The sequence below is a fragment of the Kribbella sp. NPDC050470 genome (assembly GCF_044458365.1).
Taxonomy (GTDB): domain Bacteria; phylum Actinomycetota; class Actinomycetes; order Propionibacteriales; family Kribbellaceae; genus Kribbella.
Genome location: NZ_JBITHV010000013.1, coordinates 1 through 18,217 on the forward strand (window position 1 = coordinate 1; position 18,217 = coordinate 18,217).

At 67.6% G+C, this 18,217-nt stretch carries 20 protein-coding genes and 1 pseudogene; 10 read left to right on the forward strand and 11 right to left on the reverse strand.

The features are described from left to right. Positions 1-585: 585 nt before the first annotated feature. Complete coding sequence (locus ACIBGM_RS35640) at positions 586-903, forward strand: hypothetical protein (RefSeq protein WP_396388046.1); 318 nt, start codon at positions 586-588, stop codon at positions 901-903. A 528-nt stretch (positions 904-1,431) separates the two neighbouring features. Here the strand turns inward: ACIBGM_RS35640 and ACIBGM_RS35645 are convergent. From ACIBGM_RS35645 to ACIBGM_RS35680, 8 genes and pseudogenes are all read right to left on the reverse strand, one after another. Beyond that, on the reverse strand, positions 1,432-1,845 hold the full coding sequence (locus tag ACIBGM_RS35645) for a DUF6086 family protein (protein ID WP_396388047.1): 414 nt from the start codon (positions 1,843-1,845) through the stop codon (positions 1,432-1,434). Positions 1,846-1,934: 89 nt separating this feature from the next. Continuing rightward, positions 1,935-2,453 carry a DUF4265 domain-containing protein gene (locus tag ACIBGM_RS35650; RefSeq protein ID WP_396388048.1) on the reverse strand — a complete coding sequence of 173 codons (519 nt, stop codon included), beginning with the start codon at positions 2,451-2,453 and terminating at the stop codon, positions 1,935-1,937. A gap of 83 nt (positions 2,454-2,536) precedes the next feature. Next, a complete protein-coding gene (locus tag ACIBGM_RS35655; protein WP_396388049.1) occupies positions 2,537-2,896 on the reverse strand; it encodes a hypothetical protein in 360 nt (119 codons plus the stop codon). 329 nt (positions 2,897-3,225) lie between these two features. Further along, on the reverse strand, positions 3,226-4,113 hold the full coding sequence (locus tag ACIBGM_RS35660; protein ID WP_360519428.1) for an aminoglycoside phosphotransferase family protein: 888 nt from the start codon (positions 4,111-4,113) through the stop codon (positions 3,226-3,228). 58 nt (positions 4,114-4,171) lie between these two features. Then, complete coding sequence (locus ACIBGM_RS35665) at positions 4,172-4,447, reverse strand: hypothetical protein (protein WP_360519425.1); 276 nt, start codon at positions 4,445-4,447, stop codon at positions 4,172-4,174. 498 nt (positions 4,448-4,945) lie between these two features. Beyond that, a complete protein-coding gene (locus tag ACIBGM_RS35670) occupies positions 4,946-5,830 on the reverse strand; it encodes a phosphotransferase enzyme family protein (RefSeq protein ID WP_396388050.1) in 885 nt (294 codons plus the stop codon). Further along, positions 5,827-6,036, reverse strand: coding sequence for a hypothetical protein (locus tag ACIBGM_RS35675; RefSeq protein ID WP_360538439.1), 210 nt, complete (start codon positions 6,034-6,036; stop codon positions 5,827-5,829). The genes ACIBGM_RS35670 and ACIBGM_RS35675 overlap by 4 nt, the downstream gene beginning before the upstream one ends. After that, positions 6,033-6,444 (reverse strand): annotated as a pseudogene (locus ACIBGM_RS35680) (DUF6879 family protein). Before ACIBGM_RS35680 ends, ACIBGM_RS35675 begins: the two are co-directional and overlap by 4 nt. A gap of 206 nt (positions 6,445-6,650) precedes the next feature. Between ACIBGM_RS35680 and ACIBGM_RS35685 the strand changes: the two are divergent. From ACIBGM_RS35685 to ACIBGM_RS35700, 4 genes are all read left to right on the forward strand, one after another. After that, positions 6,651-7,016, forward strand: coding sequence for a nuclear transport factor 2 family protein (locus ACIBGM_RS35685; protein WP_360538441.1), 366 nt, complete (start codon positions 6,651-6,653; stop codon positions 7,014-7,016). Further along, positions 7,016-7,573, forward strand: coding sequence for an AAA family ATPase (locus tag ACIBGM_RS35690; protein WP_396388051.1), 558 nt, complete (start codon positions 7,016-7,018; stop codon positions 7,571-7,573). The genes ACIBGM_RS35685 and ACIBGM_RS35690 overlap by 1 nt, the downstream gene beginning before the upstream one ends. Before the next feature lie 141 nt (positions 7,574-7,714). Beyond that, a complete protein-coding gene (locus ACIBGM_RS35695; RefSeq protein WP_360538445.1) occupies positions 7,715-8,125 on the forward strand; it encodes a YciI family protein in 411 nt (136 codons plus the stop codon). Continuing rightward, complete coding sequence (locus tag ACIBGM_RS35700; RefSeq protein ID WP_396388052.1) at positions 8,125-9,339, forward strand: RNA polymerase sigma factor; 1,215 nt, start codon at positions 8,125-8,127, stop codon at positions 9,337-9,339. The genes ACIBGM_RS35695 and ACIBGM_RS35700 overlap by 1 nt, the downstream gene beginning before the upstream one ends. Position 9,340: 1 nt before the next feature. Here the strand turns inward: ACIBGM_RS35700 and ACIBGM_RS35705 are convergent, their stop codons facing one another. Further along, positions 9,341-10,081: a phosphotransferase family protein gene (locus tag ACIBGM_RS35705; protein WP_396388053.1), complete on the reverse strand. Its 741-nt coding sequence runs from the start codon at positions 10,079-10,081 to the stop codon at positions 9,341-9,343. 150 nt (positions 10,082-10,231) lie between these two features. On the opposite strand from ACIBGM_RS35705, the gene ACIBGM_RS35710 reads away from it, so the two are divergent. The 3 genes from ACIBGM_RS35710 (at position 10,232) to ACIBGM_RS35720 (ending at position 12,320) form a co-directional block, all read left to right on the forward strand. Continuing rightward, the gene (locus ACIBGM_RS35710) at positions 10,232-10,531 is read left to right on the forward strand and encodes a helix-turn-helix transcriptional regulator (RefSeq protein ID WP_360538451.1); all 300 of its coding nucleotides are present in this window, start codon (positions 10,232-10,234) and stop codon (positions 10,529-10,531) included. Next, complete coding sequence (locus tag ACIBGM_RS35715; protein ID WP_396388054.1) at positions 10,528-11,868, forward strand: type II toxin-antitoxin system HipA family toxin; 1,341 nt, start codon at positions 10,528-10,530, stop codon at positions 11,866-11,868. The genes ACIBGM_RS35710 and ACIBGM_RS35715 overlap by 4 nt, the downstream gene beginning before the upstream one ends. Positions 11,869-11,966: 98 nt before the next feature. Beyond that, positions 11,967-12,320, forward strand: coding sequence for a YciI family protein (locus ACIBGM_RS35720; protein WP_396388055.1), 354 nt, complete (start codon positions 11,967-11,969; stop codon positions 12,318-12,320). A gap of 60 nt (positions 12,321-12,380) precedes the next feature. Here ACIBGM_RS35720 and ACIBGM_RS35725 read toward each other — a convergent pair whose 3' ends face one another. Next, positions 12,381-13,208 (reverse strand): DUF4097 family beta strand repeat-containing protein, encoded by an 828-nt coding sequence (locus tag ACIBGM_RS35725; RefSeq protein WP_396388056.1) that lies wholly within the window; start codon positions 13,206-13,208, stop codon positions 12,381-12,383. 161 nt (positions 13,209-13,369) lie between these two features. On the opposite strand from ACIBGM_RS35725, the gene ACIBGM_RS35730 reads away from it, so the two are divergent. Together ACIBGM_RS35730 and ACIBGM_RS35735 are read left to right on the forward strand one after the other, a co-directional pair. Further along, a complete protein-coding gene (locus ACIBGM_RS35730) occupies positions 13,370-14,311 on the forward strand; it encodes an ATP-binding cassette domain-containing protein (protein WP_396388057.1) in 942 nt (313 codons plus the stop codon). After that, on the forward strand, positions 14,308-15,051 hold the full coding sequence (locus ACIBGM_RS35735; RefSeq protein ID WP_396388059.1) for an ABC transporter permease: 744 nt from the start codon (positions 14,308-14,310) through the stop codon (positions 15,049-15,051). The genes ACIBGM_RS35730 and ACIBGM_RS35735 overlap by 4 nt, the downstream gene beginning before the upstream one ends. Here the strand turns inward: ACIBGM_RS35735 and ACIBGM_RS35740 are convergent. Continuing rightward, positions 15,035-18,166: a BTAD domain-containing putative transcriptional regulator gene (locus ACIBGM_RS35740; protein WP_396388060.1), complete on the reverse strand. Its 3,132-nt coding sequence runs from the start codon at positions 18,164-18,166 to the stop codon at positions 15,035-15,037. The two genes, ACIBGM_RS35735 and ACIBGM_RS35740, sit on opposite strands and share 17 nt — an antisense overlap. Positions 18,167-18,217: the final 51 nt, after the last annotated feature.

Genomic DNA, 18,217 nt, shown 5'->3' on the forward strand with positions numbered 1-18,217 from the left:
CCCAAACCGAGATCGAAACCGACGACCTACCCGCACTCACCGCCTAACCTCACCCCAGGATCACGCAGCACTACACCACTTCCAGGGGCTTGACCGGAACGGCTCGTCCGCCGTACACCACCATGCCTCGTCACCAGCGATGTGGAGCAGTTACTCCGGGACAAGCTTGCCAGCAGGCTCTTCGAAGATGTTGCGCTGCGGATTCGCTCATAGGCCCGAGTCCACCCGTCAGTCTCCTCGTCCAGCGACGAGTTGAAGTGTCTGAGCTCGTCTTCAAAGAGCGGCTCGACCAACTCGAAACCCTGACGGCGCACGACTTGTGCCTTGAGCCACGGAAAGTCGGCGGAGGTCACGTGAAGCTCTGCGACGACCTCCCCGCCGTGCAACAACTGCCAGACATCGTCACTTTCGTAACGTACAAGGCGCCACCGAGTTCTGCTCGCAGATCAGTGTGAGCGCCCTTCGCCCTCGGCGGCATGAGAGTGCGACTGAGGTTTCCGGAGGCTGCCAACTACTTGACCACGTTGAGGGCGCGAGAGCCGAGCAACGGAGGCCATCACCATGGCGCATCGGTAGGGTACGCAGGTGACCGATCGTGTGATCGTTGACGAGGACGGAGTCTGGCTGACCGATTCCGGTAGGAGGTTTGGCTACCCCTGGTCGGAGGTGACGGGGGCGGGCATCTCCGTGTTGCTGCTGCCGCCGGACGCCAAGCGCCTCATCACGGTGGAGGTCGACCATGTCAGTGGCGATTTCCTGTCGATCACCGACGGGGTCGAGGGATTCAAGGAAGCGGTTGAGGCTCTCGTGGCGCGGAGCGGAGGCGAGCCGCCAAACCTGGCGACACTTTCCCCGGAGGACACTGTCAGCATCGCGTTAGTCGGCGAATCTCCCTCGGCGTAGGCATGTATCGCCAGTTTGACGGCGCACGAGCATCGCTACTGGCAACATCCTCAATTCGGCAGTTCCGAGCTTTCACTCTTCGCGGCAGATCCGGAAGTCATCGTGGTTCTACTGCTGCTGACGCCAGAGCAGGGTGCGCGCCTCCTTTGTCCGAGCTTGTCCAGCCCGATTCGTGCCCAGTCACGTATGGATTCGTCTTGACTGGCGAGGGCCTCGCTCAACACGGGGAGAGTCTCGGGAGAGCGTGCCTCGCCGATCAACTCCAGGAGCCAGCAGCGCAATCCATGGTCTTCCTCGCGTGAGTAGGCCGTGACCAGGTCGGCGACGTGTTCGGGCGCGACCTGCTTCACGAGCCCGAACCCGTCTTCCCGGATCTGAGGATTGTGCTTTCGCATCATCCTCATACCTCGTGTGAACTGGTCGACCACAGCACGACTCTACGGCCGCCTGCTGCTGGTTGGCGGCTGGCCTACCGGCGTCCGCGCATCGGCATGAGCGCGGATCGCGGCATGAGAGTGCGTTTGCTGCCTAGCGCGGCGTGAAGCGCAGCATGGCATGCGCTCGCTGACGCAGGTCGTTCTCGGTTTCGACTGAGGGTACTTGCCCACTGCCAACCTGGACGTCGTGTTGACGGCCGACGAGGCCGGATGGCCGGACCTCGACACCAGCTCTCTCGGCGAGGGCAAGAACCGTGATGACGAACCCGTCCATCATGGCGCGGAGAATCTGGTGGTTCGAGGTTCCACGGTAGGTGAGGAGCGCCGCGGCGAACGTGCCGAATTGCTCGACATCGACTTCGCACTCGTCGGCCTCCATTGGCCCCACGCCGGATGCCAACGACAGTTCGTCTTCGAAGAGGCGGACCTGGGCGCGAAACACTCGGGAGACCCCCGATGACGGATTCCACAGCACGATGTCCCGAGCCTGGTAGTACTGGCTCATCCGACCGCCTCTTCGTTCACCCGAATGAGGATAGGTGCATCGCCAGCGTCCTGACCCCCTCGTTCGTAACGAGCTCGGAACGCGGCAGATCAGTGTGTTCGCTGTCGTCCAGTCTCGTAGATGAATCGCCCGGCCCGCTCGCCGGCATCAAGCTCGTCCGCGACTGCCTGGGCCGACTCCCGGTCACAGGAGAGACCGAGCAGGTGCCCGCTGTAGCCCTCGACCAGGCAACCCATCTCAGCGAATGCGATCGCAACCTGACGCAGCGCAGCCTCGTCCGCATCCTCCTGCCAGATCCGAAACGTGTAGTTGCCCCCGTCGACCACGATGGCAGTCGCGACTAGCGCACCCTCACCCGATGCGATGACTGCCACCTCGTCGCCGAAGTTGAGGTCGTAGGCGAACAAGGGCACAGCGCAGATCTGTGCAGTCTCGCCGCCCGGGCTACGACGCGCAAGAAGGCCCTCCCAGATCCGCGGAGCATCCGGCTCAGCCGGCAGCGCGAACCATACGGTCGCGTCGGCCTCCCGAGTCGCAGGAATCGGAACCAGCGCCCCATCCACGGTGTGACAGGTCAACATAGGATGCTCTCGGTATTGATCGGGCATGGCGAAAGCCTAATGGCCCAGGACACTCGCCGGTCCGCTCATGGCCGTGAACGAACTCGCGGACAGCGGCATGAGCGGTCGTTTCAGCCACGAGGTTCGTGGCGGCTGGCCCACTCCTCGATGTCCTTCCAGTACTCCCCAACGGGATCGTTCGCAGGACGAGGTATCGAGATTGCGCGAGAGACCTCATGGCCCGGCGCAAGGTCCCACGCGACGAGGGCCGCGAGGGCCTTGACGATCGACTCGCGTGCCGTGCCGTTGCTTTCGGCTGCCAGAGCATCTACAAGCGCCTGCGTGATCCGGCGAGCCTGGGGTTCTGTGTAGGAGTGGTGCCCCCAGTCGGACAACCCGTCCGTCGCCTCATCGGCGGCCAGGGCGCGCGCTGTGCTGTCAGTCGAACGGAGCCGCTCGGCGCAAGCATCAACGTCGGCGTCGTTGTACATGAAGCGACCCTAGATCCGCCGGACGCCCGACGGACTCAGCACACGCTCATCGGCTAGATCCGAAGGTCCGCACATCGGCAGATCCGTGCGTTGATCCGATACGAGGGCAGACTTCTAGCCTGTCGCACATCAGTTGGCGGAGATGTGTCGCGGATCAGTTGGCGGATCACAGGTGGGCGACCACTACCGTGTCCGCCGTCGAATGCGACACGAGGCGTGTTCGTGCCACCGCGTCCCAGCCGCCTTGCGCCGTACGTCCTGGTATTCCTTGTGGTCCAGCACGCATGCACGCGCCGGTCCGGGGTTCGGACTGGTGCACGATCCGGTGACTACGCCGTGAGGCGGTCCGCTTCGGCCAATAGCAGATCGCCGAAGGGCTGGAAGCCGATACTGCAGGCGTAGACGCCGCTGAAGACTCGGTGGATCGTTCCCCATTCCCAGATGGCGGTGGCATCCACGCCCGTACGAGAAGCCAGTTGCTCAGTCCGCGCCCAGAGGTCGTCGCCGAGATCCGGATTGCAACGCACGATGGTGCCGAGATCGCACGCCGGTTCGGCCCGCAGCCCGGCTGGATCAATGAGCTTGTAGCTGCCGTCACTCGCCTGCAGGGCATTCATCTCGTGGATGTCACCGTGGACCAGAACCGCGGACCGATCGTCGTGGGCAAGGCGACGACGATTCATGCAGTTCAGCGCGTCCGCCACAGTGGCCGGCGAACACGGTCGACCGGCCTGCTCCCAGAGTTCTGGCAGCCGATCGGCGTACTGCTCAGCCAGCTTCGCGCCGGTTGGAAGGTCGATGTCAGGACCGATCGGACGCCACAGGCGAACCGCCACTTCGCATAGCAAGTTGTGGCGGCTCGCCGGGTCGGCCACGACGTCGTACATCGGAGCCCCGAGGCGCTCCAGCAGAAGGGCTTGTCGACCCACGTCTTCGCCCAACAGCTTGGCGCATCCCCGTCCGTTCGCCAGGCGCAACGCCATGGCCTCCTGCCCGACGTCCCGACCTGGCACACCGATCTTGAGGACCGCCGGAGTTCCGTCGACAAGCGTCACGTCGACGACCAGGGCGGCGTGACCGCCCGCGAAGCTGGACCCGATCATCAGAGACCACTCCTGGGCCAGCGAATCGACCATGCCTGGCAGTTCGTCCAGCCAGGATTCGTTTCCGTCGGCTATGACCGTCTTGAGGACCTGGTCAGGAATGTCGAGGCTCACACCGCCAACCTAGCTAAGGCAGCAGAGTGTCTGGCGAGTCATTTACGGGCTCGACCGGTTAGACGGGATCGGTAAATGAGACTGGCTTGCCGGTGGCGTGAGCGTACGCGATCTCCCGGCTCGTGGACTCGCCGATGTACCCGCCGGGGTTGACAACCAGAACTCGGTCAGCCAGGTCAATCTTTCGCAGGTGGAGTGCGCCCAGCGCGGTCTGCTGCTCGTTGGTGATCTTCTCGTCTGTCTCGCGATCCTCGGGGCGGCTGAAGACGCCTGGTGCGACGACGATGACGCCCGCGAAGGTCAGGTCGCGGTTCGCCGCGAGCATCTCTTCCATGAACCGGGTAGAACCGCAGATGCACACAATCTCAGGTCGGTCGGGCACGGCTCAGTCCCTCGGGTCGAACGGCATAACCATCAGTGCGCGTCCTGACGTTACAGATAGATGCACGAGCCAACAGCTTACGCAGCGGGATGGACATCACACGGCTACACCGCGACAGGAGGAAGGCGTTGCCCGTGCTGAGAACGGCACGTGCTCGACGCCGAGGTCCGGGGCATGCCCGTGCCGAGTCGTCGACTGAATCGCGGAGATCGACTCTACGATCAGGCGCGTCCACCAGCACGGCGCGACCGTCCACGGTTCGGGCAGGTGTTGACGACTCCGGTGCGTACCTCTTGGATCATGTGACGACGCTACGACATGGCCGTGGTCGCGGCACGCTGACAGGATGTAGGACCCTGCCTAAGGAGTCGTGCGGGCGGGTTCTGCAACATGGTCGAGGGACCGGCGATGAGCGACGAACACCAGGTTGCGTGGGTCGAGCGCTCAGTGTCAGGTCAGGGGTTTCCACTCGGGCCACGGGCGTGGGCCACGCAGGCCGCGGAGGCAGGCAACTCGCAATGCTGCTTCGGCACGAGCTGCTGGCTCCTCGCTGGCTTGCTGGGCGGCGTAGCAGGTGACGCGCAGCTCACGTGTGTCGCGCAGGATTTCGAATCCGTCCCACTCGAGCACGTCATGTCCGTACGCCGTCGCGAAGGCCTCATATTCCTTGGCATTCATGGTGCCGAACGTGGTCAGCCGAACAGCCGTGCTGACCAGGTCCCACTCCGGTGGGCCGAGTGCGAAGCGTTCAAGGTCGAGGAGAACTGGCCCGTCGGCAGTCACGACGACGTTGCCCGCCCAGGCATCGCCGTGGATCGCGCTCCGCTGCAGGCCGGCTGGGAGATCGTCGAAGGCGTCCTTGAGGCGAGCTAGCTGCTCACGCAACCAGGCTCGGTCATCCTCGCTTAGCGTCGTAGCGCCATCTATGCGTTCAGACAGGCGGACGAACGGCGCGAGCGGCGGAAGCTCGAAGTCCGTCGGCAGTGGGCTGGCGTGCAGTCGTTTCAGCGCAGCGGCGACCTCGGGTGGTGTGCCGTGGCGGTGCTCCGGGAGTTCACGCCAGAAGGTCACCGGCGAGCCGTCGACAACAACTGGCTGGTCGAGATCGGGCAGCGCCTCGACAGCTCGCACATCCACCGAGGCGAGCCAGCGTGCGACGGCGACTTCCTTCTCGGCGGCGCCAACCTGGCCGCGCCGTCCGATGCGCGCCACCAACTCGCCGGGGAGACGGTAGATCGCGTTCTCACCAAGCCGGATTGGTTCGGCGCCAGACGATGACAGGCCAGCCTGGGCGCAGGCCTGCTTGAGCAGAACCTCTGCCGGAGGCACGGTCACGAGGCAACCAGTACGTTGCGGATGTCGTGGCAGAGCTCGGCGACCCGCTCGAACACCGTGGCGCGGCTGGCCAGATCACGAAGGTCATCGGCGGCCCTACGTGAGCGCAGGGACCGCGCGTCTTTGAGCGCCTGCGCACCGATCGCAGCCGCTTCCTGTGGATCGCCGACCGTCATGGCCAGCGACGCGAGCTTGATGCCGCTCATGGCTCGCGACCGCACGTAGGTCTCGGTGTGGCCGGCAACGGCGCTGGCCAGCCTGGACGCTGCTCCCTGTACTCACTATGCGGTACTGATAGGTCCCAGACCTTCTCGAAGGCGGTGGCGCACATCTCAGCCACGTCAGGGTCGGTCGTCGTGGTGTAGGCGGTGAACGTCTTCACCGGCTCTGGCGATCGGGGTGAACACCTCGTAGGCCCAGCGCTGGTAGTCGCTCAGTGGCTCCGAGACGATCTTGACCCTTCTGGCCGTTCGGCCGGCGGCCACGTGCTCGCGGATCTTCTGGCACCACTCCTCGAGCCAGAGGTAGTCGTCCGGTTCTCCGCGCTTCCACTCCGCCATGTACGGCAACTCGGTCTCGGTGCCGTAGGCGTCCCGAGCTTCGAGGTGGACCATGCTGCGCTTGAAGCTGCCGGTCAGCTTGGTCAGATCAGCTTCTGCAATCTCCTGCACGGCTTCCCTACGGCTGCGGGTTGTTGAAGAGCGGGATCATGTAGTCCGGAATTTCCACCAGCGTCTCACCTGCCGGGAGCCATTCGGACGTCGAGGACCTGCTGTTTCAGCGAATAGAGTCGGGGCAGTCGGCTGCTCAGGGGGAACTCATGGATGACGACAGGGCGCTTATTGTCGGGGTGGTTCGGGATTACTTTGAGGGGTGGTTTGAGGGGGATGTCTCGCGGATGGGGCGGGCGTTGCATCGGGATTTGGTGAAGCGGTCGCGGGGCGAGGATCAGGGGGCCAGGCTGTCGTTTGTGACGGCTGAGCAGATGGTTGCCTGGACGGGTGAGGGTGAGGGGGTGGAGGTTGCCAGTGGGCTGGGGGATCGGGCGATCGAGGTTGTTGTGCTCGACGTGAAGCGGGACATCGCTTCGGTGCTTGTGCGGTCTGAGCCGTATCACGAGTACCTTCATCTGGTGCGCACTCGTGAGGGTTGGAAGATTGCTAACGCGCTCTGGTGCACGCCCTGATGCTGATGCTGGTTCAGATGTCCGGGGTGCCTGGTGCTGGGAAGTCGACGATCGCGCGGGCGCTCGCGCGCAGTCGGCAGTTCGCGGTTCTTGATGTCGACGTGGTCAAGTCCGCGTTGCTGGACTCCGGGATCGGCTACGGCGAGGTCGGCCCGCCGAGCTACCGGACCACTCTGGCTCTTGCCGAGGACATGCTCGGCACGACCTGCTCGGTGATCATCGACAGTCCCTGCCAGTACGACGAACTGCTCGACGCCGGCCAGCGTCTGGCCGAGCGACACCAGGCCGCGTACCGGTACATCGAATGCTTCGCCGACGACCTCCCGCTGCTGGATCGCCGGCTCCGGGAGCGGCGGCCCACGCGCAGCCAGCGGCCATCCGTCGGTACGCCGCCGGTCGACGCCCCCGATCAGAGCCGCGACGAAACCCTTGCCTTCCGGGAGGGGCTCGATCGGGCGAAGCGCCCGGAGGCCGGCTACCTGCGCCTGGACACCGCACGGCCGGTCGAGGTTTGCGTCCGGGAAGCGATCGCCTTCCTCGACGGCGGCAGCGCCTGACATCGGACCGCCGGATCCCAGAGGTGCGACGATGAGCGGATTCGGGGAGAGATTTCTGCGGGGCTTGTCGATCCGTGGGCCGCTCGTTCGACCAGTGGGGGCGAGGGCCGAGAGGCGGTCCCGCCGGACGAGGAGAGCACGATGGCGAAGTACATGCTGATCATGCGGGGCACCGATGAGTCGAACGCGGCCATGATGGCCAAGTTCGAGGAGCTGGCGGCCTCGACGTACCGCTACATCGAGGAGCTGGTGAAGGCCGGCGTGTTCGTCGCGGCCGAGGGGCTCGACGATGCGGGCCAGGGCGTTGTGGTCGACTTCAGCGGCGAGGCGCCGGTGGTGACGGACGGGCCGTACGGCGAGACCAAGGAACTGTTCGGGGGCTACTTCCTGCTCGACGTCGCCTCGAAGGCGGAGGCGGTCGAGTGGGCCAAGCGGGTCCCGGCGGTGACCGGGTCCAAGATCGAGGTACGGCGGGTCGCGGGGGACGACGAGCTGCCGGACGGGATCGAGAGGGCCGCCCAGCAACGGGCCGGGAGCGAGAGCCGCACCTGATGGATGCGGCCGACGTCGAGGCCGTCTGGCGGATCGAGTCAGCGCGGATCGTCGCCGCGCTGGCCCGGTTCACCGGCGACTTCGGGCTGGCCGAGGATGCCGCGCAGGAGGCAGTGGCCGAGGCGCTCGTGTCGTGGCCACTCAGCCCGCCCGCCAGTCCGGCCGGCTGGCTGATGGCGACGGCCCGGCGGCGGGCGATCGACGCGATCCGCCGCCGTACCGTCCTGCGGGATCGGTACGCGCTGCTGGCGGCTGACCCGGTGGTCGACGAGGACATCGACCCAGACGGGATCGACGACGACATCCTGGCGCTGATGTTCGTCAGCTGCCACCCGGTCCTCTCTCCCGAGGCCCGGGTGGCGCTGACCCTGCGCGTGGTCGGCGGGCTGTCCACCGAACAGATCGCCCGCGCGTTCCTGGTGCCGGTGCCGACCGTGCAGGCCCGCATCACCCGGGCGAAGAAGACAATCGCGGCGGCCGGGGTGCCGTTCGAGCTGCCGCCGGCCGGTGAGCGCCGGGAACGGCTGGGTGGTGTGCTCAGCGTGATCTACGTGATCTTCACCGAGGGGTCGACGGCTACGTCGGGCGATCGGCTGCTGAGCCCCAGCGTCGCGTACGAGGCGATCCGGCTGGCCCGCACGCTGGCCGCGCTGCAGCCGGACGAACCCGAGGTACACGGTCTGCTCGCGCTGTGCGAGCTGACGGCCGCGCGCTTCCCGGCCCGGACCGGCCCGGACGGTACGCCGATCCTGCTGGAGGATCAGGATCGGCGGCGGTGGGACTTCTCCGCAGTACACCGTGGGCTGGCCGCGCTGACCAAGGCGTCGGCTCGCGGGCTCGGCCCGTACGGCCTGCAGGCTGCGATCGCTGCCGCCCATGCGACGGCGCCTTCGGTGGAGGCGACCGACTGGGACCGGATCGTGGTGCTGTACGAAGCGCTCGGCCGGGTCGCGCCTTCGCCGGTGGTCGAGCTCAACCGGGCCGTGGCCGTGGCGATGGCGTCGGGTCCGGCACAGGCCCTGGACATGGTGGACGAGCTGATCGCCAGGGATCGGCTTCCTGGTTCGCACTTGGTGCCGACCGTGCGCGGTGAGCTGCTGACCCGCCTCGGTCGGCTACCGGAGGCGCGCGCCGAGCTGGAGTTGGCGGCCCGGCTGTGTGCCAACGAGCGCGAACGCTCGGTCCTGCTCCGCAAGGCCGCCGCGCTGGGCTGACTTACATCTGGGATCTCAGTACGTCGAACTCGCAGCCCGGCGTGTTCGGGTCGAAGCCGTGCTCGATCAGCCAGCGGGACGCGCGCAGGCTGCGCAGCGACCACCACGCCCGGATCACGTCGAGGTCGACGGCGTCGGCGCCGTACCCGGCAACGACGTCGGCGAGGTGCTCCTCGTGCCCGAGCGTCAAGCTGGCGAGATCGTTCATCGCGTCGCCCTGGCTCGCCTCGGTCCAGTCGATCACACCGGTGACCTTGTCACCGTCGACGAACACGTGGGTGATCTGCAGGTCCCCGTGCGTGAACACGGGCGTCCATGGCCGCAGCGCAGCCTCGGCAATCTCGCGGTTGCGCGTGACCAGGTCGGCGGGAAGGACGCCGTTCGCGATGAGCCACTCGCACTCGCCGTCGAGGTGCGCTGCGATCTCGTCGACGCTTCGACCAGGCCACGGAGGCAGCGGCGCGTCGTGCAGCATCCGTACGGCGGCGCCCGCCGCGGCCCACGCCGCCGCCGACGCGGTCGACGGCTCGCCGAGGCGACCGAGCGCCGTACCCGGGACGGCGGCGAGCGCGAGCACGGGCGGCTTCCGCCACAGGACCTCCGGAGTCGGGATCGGCACCATTGCCATCGCCTCGACCTCGACGTCGGAACGCGCCTGATCGCCGTCGACCTTCAGGAACACGTCACCGACCCGCAGCGTCGCACAATCCCGATGCGCTACAACGACCTCGACCTCATCCACACCGGCCATTATCGAGGCGCCCCACCACCAACGTCACCAGAATTACCGCCTACGACTGCGCACTGTGAGCGAACAATAATGGCCGTTATACAGACCATTAAGTGATACAGTGGACGCTATAGCGGTCATTAATGAGGCAGGTGATGTGAGATGTCCAGGCCGGTGCCTACTCGGACTCGGTTGGGTGCGCAACGCATCGGTGCGCACCTGGCTGCTTGGCGCAAGCTCCAGGCGCTGACCGCTGAGCAAGTTTCCGAACGGGCTGGGATCTCTCGTGGCACACTGCGGCGGCTGGAGAACGGCGAGACCAGTGTCGGTCTCGATGTGCTCCTCAACGTGACACGTGTCCTCGGCGCGCTTGACCGCGTGGTCGAGTCGTTCGATCCCTACGAGACCGAGCTGGGCCGGGCCCGCGCTGACGAGGCCCTCCCGAAGCGAGTGCGGCCGTGACGACGTCACTGTCGGTTCACGTCGACATCGACGGTGAGACGGTCGAGGTCGGTACGGCGTACTTCACCCGTCGTCGAGGTACGTCGTCGACCTCGTTTCACTACGCTCCGAGCTATCTCAGCCGCAAGGGTGCCTACCCCATTGATCCGGCACTCGGATTGTTCGCCGGCCCTCAACAGATCGATGGGCTCCCGGGCGCGTTCGCGGACTGTTCGCCGGATCGCTGGGGTAGGAGCCTGATCACCAAACGACTCCAGGCGCTCGCCCTTCGGGAGGGCCGAACCCCACCCTCGCTAGGCGATCTCGACTTCCTCATCGGCGTCAGCGATCAGACTCGACAGGGCGCGCTTCGGTTCAGGCTCGACGCAGATGGTCCCTTTCTCGACCCAGACCTGCAGGTGCCGAAGTTGGTCGAGCTGCCGCGACTGCTCCGCGCCGCCGATCAGGTTGCCGGAGACGGTGCAGACGACTTGGCCGCCATCAAAGCGCTGCTGGACGCGGGCTCGGGCTCACTTGGTGGCGCGCGCCCGAAGGCGTCGGTCCGCGACGCAGATCGTTTGCTGATCGCAAAGTTTCCTCATCGCAGCGACGAGTGGGACGTGATGGCCTGGGAGAAGACGGCGCTCGACCTGGCCGAGCAGGCGGGGATCGAGGTCCCCGGCAGTGAGCTGGTCCAGATCGATGGCCGGCATGTGCTGGTGCTCGAGCGGTTTGACCGGGACGGCGTACGGCGTCGTGGGTACATCAGCGCCATGACCCTGATCGAAGGGCGCGACGGCGACGTCCGGGACTACGTCGAGGTCGCAGAGACACTCACCGAGCACGGTGCGCGGGTCAGGGCCGACCTGCACGAGTTGTGGCGGCGGATCGCGTTCTCGGTCGCGATCCACAACACCGACGACCATCTGCGCAACCACGGCTTCCTGCGTGCACGAGGCGGGTGGGGTCTGTCGCCGGTCTTCGACGTCAACCCGAACCCGATCGTCTCCGAGGAACGAGTCACCGGAATCGGTGGCGCGCGCGGCCGGACGGACGAGCTGACCGGGCTGATGACGTACGCCGAGACGTTCGATCTGAGTGTGCTCGAGGCACAGCAGATTCTGCGCGAAGTCAGCGATGCGACAGCGGACTGGCGCAGAGTCGCCGCCTCACATGGGATCGGCGAGGCCGAGCGTCATCGTTTCGAACCGGCCTTCGAAGGGCTGCGTGAGCACATCGCGTCGATCACCACTGGCGCGACGGCCGACGAGCGAGCGCGGCCGCCTGCGGGCCGGCAGCCACGCGTGCCACGAGGCTCCAAAGGTGCCGGCCGATTCGCCGCCCGCCCCGGCCGATAACGGCCATTCTTGCCCTGACGGTTGTCGGATTCGGTGGGTGGGGTTCGTTGCAGGGTTAGGGGTGGTCGGTGAAGGCTGCCCGGACAAGGAGTGATGCGATGCCGAAGTACCTGATCTCGTTCGAGAAGGGCGCGATGGACCACATCCCGGAGGAGGACTTCCCCGAGGTGGGGAAGAACGCTCATGCGGTGGTTCGGGAGGCCAAGGATGCCGGGGTGTACGTCTTCTCCGGCGGGCTGCGGTACGACGACGGCGACGCGGACCCCGCGGTCGTGGCCGTCGACGGGATGGTCACCGACGGCCCGTACCCGGAGAGCAAGGAGCTCATCGGCGGCGTCATGATCGTCGACGTACCCACGCGCGAGGAAGCGCTGGTCTGGGCCGCGAAAACCGCAGCCGCCTGCCGCTGCCCCCAAGACGTCCGCAAATTCCTCGACGACCCAGACGCCTGACCGAAGGACTCCAGGCGCCCGGCGAAGGAGCGCGTGCCTGCCATCGGTCAAGACGGGGTGTCAGGTGGTGCGGATGGTTATGTTGCCGCTGTGGCTGCGGGCGCGGAGGTTTAGGGGGCGGGCGGACTGAGGGGTGGGCTTGAGGTGGTCGAAGACTCGGCCGGCTGTGGTGCGGGCGTCGAGGTGTACGGCGGTGCCCTCGGGGACGGCGACTTCCACCTCGCCGGTGGCGGTGTACAGGTCGACGTCGCCGCCGGCCTCGCCGACGCGGACGTTGCCGATGGCGGTCCGGGCGTCGACCCCGGCCCGCGCCACGTCGACGGTGATGTCGCCGTTGGCCGCGCTCACCCGCAGTTCGCCGGCCACCTCGCCGACCCAGCTGTCCCCGCCGATGTTCTTGAGTACGGCGCCGCCGTCGACCCGCCGGATCCGGATCTCACGGTTCCCGCGGACCTCGGCCTGGCCCCGCACGTGGTCGACGAGCACCCGGCCGCCGCTGGTCTTGAGCTCCACGCTGCCGGCCTGCTCGACCCGGATGTCTCCGGCGGGCGTCTTCAGCCGGCACGAGCCGACAACGCCCTCGACGACGTAGTCGCCCTGCGCGGTGTCGGCGTGGACGTCGGACCCGGCCGGCAGCTCAACCACGACCTCCACGCGCCCGAACTTCTTGGACAGCACGGTCCGCAGCTTCGGGTGCCTGACCGAGAGCTTCCCGTCGGCGAACTCGACGACGACCTGCTCGGCCGCCTTGACGTCCAGTTCCCAGGACGGGTCGACCGGACGGACCTGGACCACGGTGTCGGTGCGGTCGCCGGCGATGAACCGGATGTCCCCGAAGACGATGTCGACCGTCGCGGAGATCGGGGCGGGCGTGTCGAATGCAGTCATCGCAGTACCTTCCTGAGGCGTCGTTCGGTCAACCACAGGAACCAAGGTCGCGCGCCGTACTGACACCGCCCAGCCACTGTGCTGACGCGGGCCCCGGCGTGTCAGAGGCCGTGTCAGGACGGTGTCAGCGGGGTGTCTGGCCGGCCGATGACAGTACTGCCATGACAAGTTCAGCGATCACGGCCTCCGGTCTCCGGAAGGCTTACCAAGACAAAGTCGTGCTCGACGGCATCGACCTGGACGTCCCCGCGGGGACGATCTTCTCCCTCCTCGGCCCGAACGGCGCCGGCAAGACCACCACCGTGAACGTGCTGACCACGCTGCTGAAGGCCGACGGCGGGGCGGTCCGGGTGGCCGGGTACGACGTCGCGACCGAGGCCAAGGCGGTCCGCTCGGCGATCGGCGTCACGGGCCAGTTCGCGGCCGTCGACGAGCTGCTGACCGGGCAGGAAAACCTGCAGCTGATGGTCGACCTCAGCCCGGTGCCGGCCAAGGACGGCAAGAAGATCGTCGCCGACCTGCTGGAGCGCTTCGACCTGGTCGAGTCGGCTCAGAAGCCCGCGTCGACGTACTCCGGCGGTATGCGGCGCAAGCTCGACCTGGCGATGACCCTGGTCGGCAACCCGCGGATCATCTTCCTGGACGAGCCGACGACGGGTCTGGACCCGCGCAGCCGGCGCACGATGTGGACGATCATCCGCGAGCTGGTGGCCGACGGCGTCACCATCTTCCTCACCACGCAGTACCTCGACGAGGCCGACCAGCTGGCCGACCAGGTCGCGGTCCTGGACCAGGGCAAGATCGTTGCCCAGGGCACCCCGGACGAGCTCAAGCGGCAGATCCCCGGGACGCACGTCCGGTTCCGGTTCAGCACGGTCGAGGAGCTCTGCAAGGCCGCGGTGATCTTCGCCGACTCCACCCGCGACGACGACGCGCTGACCCTGCGGGTCCCCAGCGACGGCGGGACGAGGTCGGTGCGCGGTCTGCTCGACCGGCTCGACGAGTACGCGCTCAGCGCCGAAGAGTTCTCTGTCCACACTCCCGATCTCGATGACGTCTTCCTCGCCCTGACGGGCCACACCACGGAGGTTGTAGCGAAATGAAGTCCAAGTCGACGGTGATGGTGCGCCGCAACCTCAAGCACATCGCCCGGAACCCGACCACGGTGTTCAACGCGGTCCTGATGCCGATCGTGGTCATGCTGATGTTCGTGTACGTGTTCGGTGACGCGTTCAGCGTCGGGGTCGACTACGTCGACTACGCGACGCCGGGCCTGCTCCTGCTGGCCGTCTGCTACGGGCTGGGGTCGGTGGCGGTGTCGGTGAACTCCGACGCCACCAAGGGCATCATCAACCGGTTCAAGGTGATGGACGTCCCGCGCAGCGCGGTGCTGACCGGCCATGTGGTCGCCAGCGTGCTGACCAACCTGCTCGCGGTCGCGGCCCTGATCGGAGTCGCCTTCCTGCTCGGGTTCAGCCCGTCGGCGGGCTTCCTCGACTGGCTGGGCGTGGTCGGTCTCGTCGTACTGCTCAGCTTCGCGGCCGGCTGGCTCACGATCGCCATGGGGCTGTCGGCGAAGTCGCCGGAGACGGCGGGTCTGGCCTCGCTGCCGCTGGTCATGCTGCCGTTCTTCAGCAGCGCGATCTCGCCGACCGACAAGATGGGCCCGGGCGTCCGGCAGTTCGCGGAGTACCAGCCCTTCACGCCGATCATCGAGACCCTGCGCGGCCTGCTGAACGGCGCACCGGCTGCCGGTGACGTGATCCCCGCGCTCGCCTGGTGCGTCGGCATCGCGCTGGTCGGCTACCTGTGGGCGAACTCCACGTTCACGAAGCGAGCGTGACCTCCGCCAGCTCCGCCCAGCTCGTCTGTGCCCCTTCCTGCGTCGCCTCGGTGAACCCCACGTCACCGAGGCGACGTCGCGTTTCCTCCTCGATCCGGGTGACGTCCGGATCGGACCGGTCCGGCAGGCCGCGGACGCCGGCGCTCGCCGCGAGCAGCCGGGCGGCCTGCTCGTACTGCTCGGTGCGTAGCGCCAGGTCTGCGATCCCGACGAGCATCGCCGCGATTGCCATCGGTTGCCCCGACTCGGACGCGGCATGGAAGGCGGCGACGCGCTGCTCGCGGGACTCGGCCAGATCTTCGGCAAGGTACCCGAGCAGGTCGTGCTGCATGGCGCGCAGGTTGGGCCGCTCGGCCTCGCTGCCCAGCAAGGCCGTCGCGACGCCGAGTTGGCGTCGGGCCTGTTCGGCGTCGCCGCTCCAGCGTGCGAGCTCCGCCTTGCACAACGCCAGCTCGATCAACGCCTCCGGCCAGGCGACCCGCTCGGCGTAGCGCTGTGCCTCCGCGATCGCGGTCGCACTCGCCTCCTCGTCGCCCAGGAGCCAGTACAGCTGGGCCTGCCGCGACCGCATCCGTACGACGTCCTCGAGAGCGCCGGCCTCGGTGACGACCTTGATCGCCTGGTCGTAGTACTCGCAGGCGGCCGCGAACTCACCACGTACGGCGATGCGGTCCGCGAGCTCGGTGAGCGCGAACGACATCCCCCACCGCTCGCCGATCGCGCGGAACTCGGCCAGCGCCTCCTCGAGGTAGATGTCCGCCTGCCGCTCGCCGGAGCCGAGCAGGATCCGCATCTTGCCGAGCTGCAGTCGGGCCAGCGCCCGGACCCAGGGATCATCGTCGGCCAGCAACGGCTCGAACGCGGTCAGGAAGGAGTCCGGCCCCTGCAACAGCTGTTCGAGGGTGGCGGACATGCGCACCGCCGGGTGTGAGCTGTTGACCCGCTGGCCGAGGGCGTGAGCCTTCCGGATCCACTCCTCGGCCTGGAACTGGTCACGCCCCCGCCCCGACGTCAGGAACCCCGTGATGAACGCGTACGCCAAGGCCTGGATCTCCTCGGGCACCTCACCGGGTACGGCGGTGGCCGCCATCAGCAGCTCGTTGCCCTCCACCTTGTGCCCGCCGAACCACCAGTACCAGCCCGACCACGCGGCAAGCCCCATCGCCCCGGCCGCGTCGCCGGCCGCGAGTGCAGCGCGCATCGCCGCGGCGATGTTGTCGTGCTCAACCTCGAGCGCCGCAAGCCATTCCAGCTGCTCGGCGCGGCGCAGGTGCGGCTCCGCCGTCCGCGCGAACTCGGTGAAGTAGGCGAGATGCGTACGGCGGGTCAGCTCCGACTCACCCGCCTCCTCGAGACGTTGCTCGGCGTACTCCTTGATCGTGCCGAGCATCCGGTAGCGCGGCGCCCCCTCGCCCACGGTGACCACCAGCGACTTCTCGGTCAGCGCGGTCAGGAACTCCAGCACCTCCCACGACTCGACCGCGCCGCCCGCGCAGACTTGCTCGGCCGCCTCGAGGCTGGCGCCGCCGGCGAACACAGACAGCCTGCGCAGCACCATCCGCTCGGCGTCGCTGAGCAGCTCCCAGCTCCAGTCGACCACTGCGCGCAGCGTGCGGTGGCGCGGCAACGCCGTACGGCTGCCGCCGGTCAGCAGCCGGAACCGGTCATCGAGGCGGTTGGCGAGTTGATCGAGCGTCATGGTGCGCAAGCGGGCAGCGGCGAGCTCGATCGCGAGCGGCATGCCGTCCAGCGCGCGACAGATGCGCGCCATGGTCGCCATCGTCGCGGCGTCGGTCGTGAGGTCGTTGCGGACGGCGGCGGCGCGGTCCTGCAGCAGCCTGACCGCCGGGGAACCGCCGGGATCTGCGCCTTCCGCGGGCAGGACCAGGGGCGCGACCGGCCACAGTGCTTCGCCAGTGATGCCGAGCGGTTCCCGGCTCGTCGCGAGGATCCGCAGCCGCCGGCACTCGCCAAGGGCCCGGTGGGCGAACTCCGCGGCCGACTCGACCACGTGCTCGCAGTTGTCCAGGACCAGCAACATCTCCCGCTCGCGGACCGCGGCGATGAACCGATCCGTCGGCTCCGCGTCCGGGGCCTCGCCGACCAGCGCATCGCGCAGTCGGAGCGCGTCGAGCGCCGCCTGCGCCACGTCGCCCTCGGCGCTGATCGCCGCGAGCTCGACCAGCCAGACCCCGTCCGGCACGTCGCCGAGCAGCTGGCGCGCGGTCTCGGTGGCCATCCTGGTCTTGCCCGAACCGCCCGGCCCGATGAGGGTGGTGAGGCGGTGTTCGGACATGAGGTCGCGGACCGCGGCGATGTCGCTTTCCTTGCCGATGTAGGAGGTCAGCTCCTCGCGGAGGTTGGTCTGGCGCTTCTCCTCCCGCCGTACCAACTCGCCGCGCAGCAGCGCGACGTGGAGTGCGGACAGCTCCGGTGACGGGTCTACTCCGAGCTCGTCGGCGAGGGTTTCCCTCGTACGCTCGAACACCATCAGCGCCTCGGTGTCGCGGCCGCTCGCGACCAGGGCACGCATCAACGCGGCGACGAGCCGTTCCCGGACCGGGTGTGCGGCGACCAGGTCGGTGAGTTCCGTGACCAGTTCGGCGCCGTGGCCGAGGCTGACTTCCGCGTCGTACCGGTCCTCCATGGCGGCCAGGCGGAGCCTCTCGAGGCGGGTGACCGCTGCGTCGAAGGCCGCGCTCTCCTCGAGTCCGACGTCCTGCAGGGCCGCGCCCCGCCACAAGGCGAGCGCCTCGCGCAGTCGGCGTACCCCTTGGGAGTCCTCGTCGTTGCGGGCCTGGGCGACCAGGCGCTCGAACCGTACGGCGTCGACGGCGTCGGGCTCCACCTTCAAGCGGTAGCCGTCGGTCAGGCCCTCGACCGCACCCGGCGGGAGCACCTTCCGCAGCCGGGACACCAAGCGTTGCAGGGCATTCGCCGCGTCGGAGGGCGGCTGTTCACCCCAGATCCAGTCGACCAGGGTGGGTTTCGGGACCACCCGGCCCGGCTCGAGCGCGAGGGCGGCCAGCAGCCCACGGAGCCGCGCGCCCGGCACGTCGGCGAGAACGCCGTCGTCCGTGCGAACCTCGAACGATCCCAGCATCCCGATCTGCACTCGGCTGATTGTGCCATCAGGGTTGGCGCAGCACGGCACATGGATCGGCCA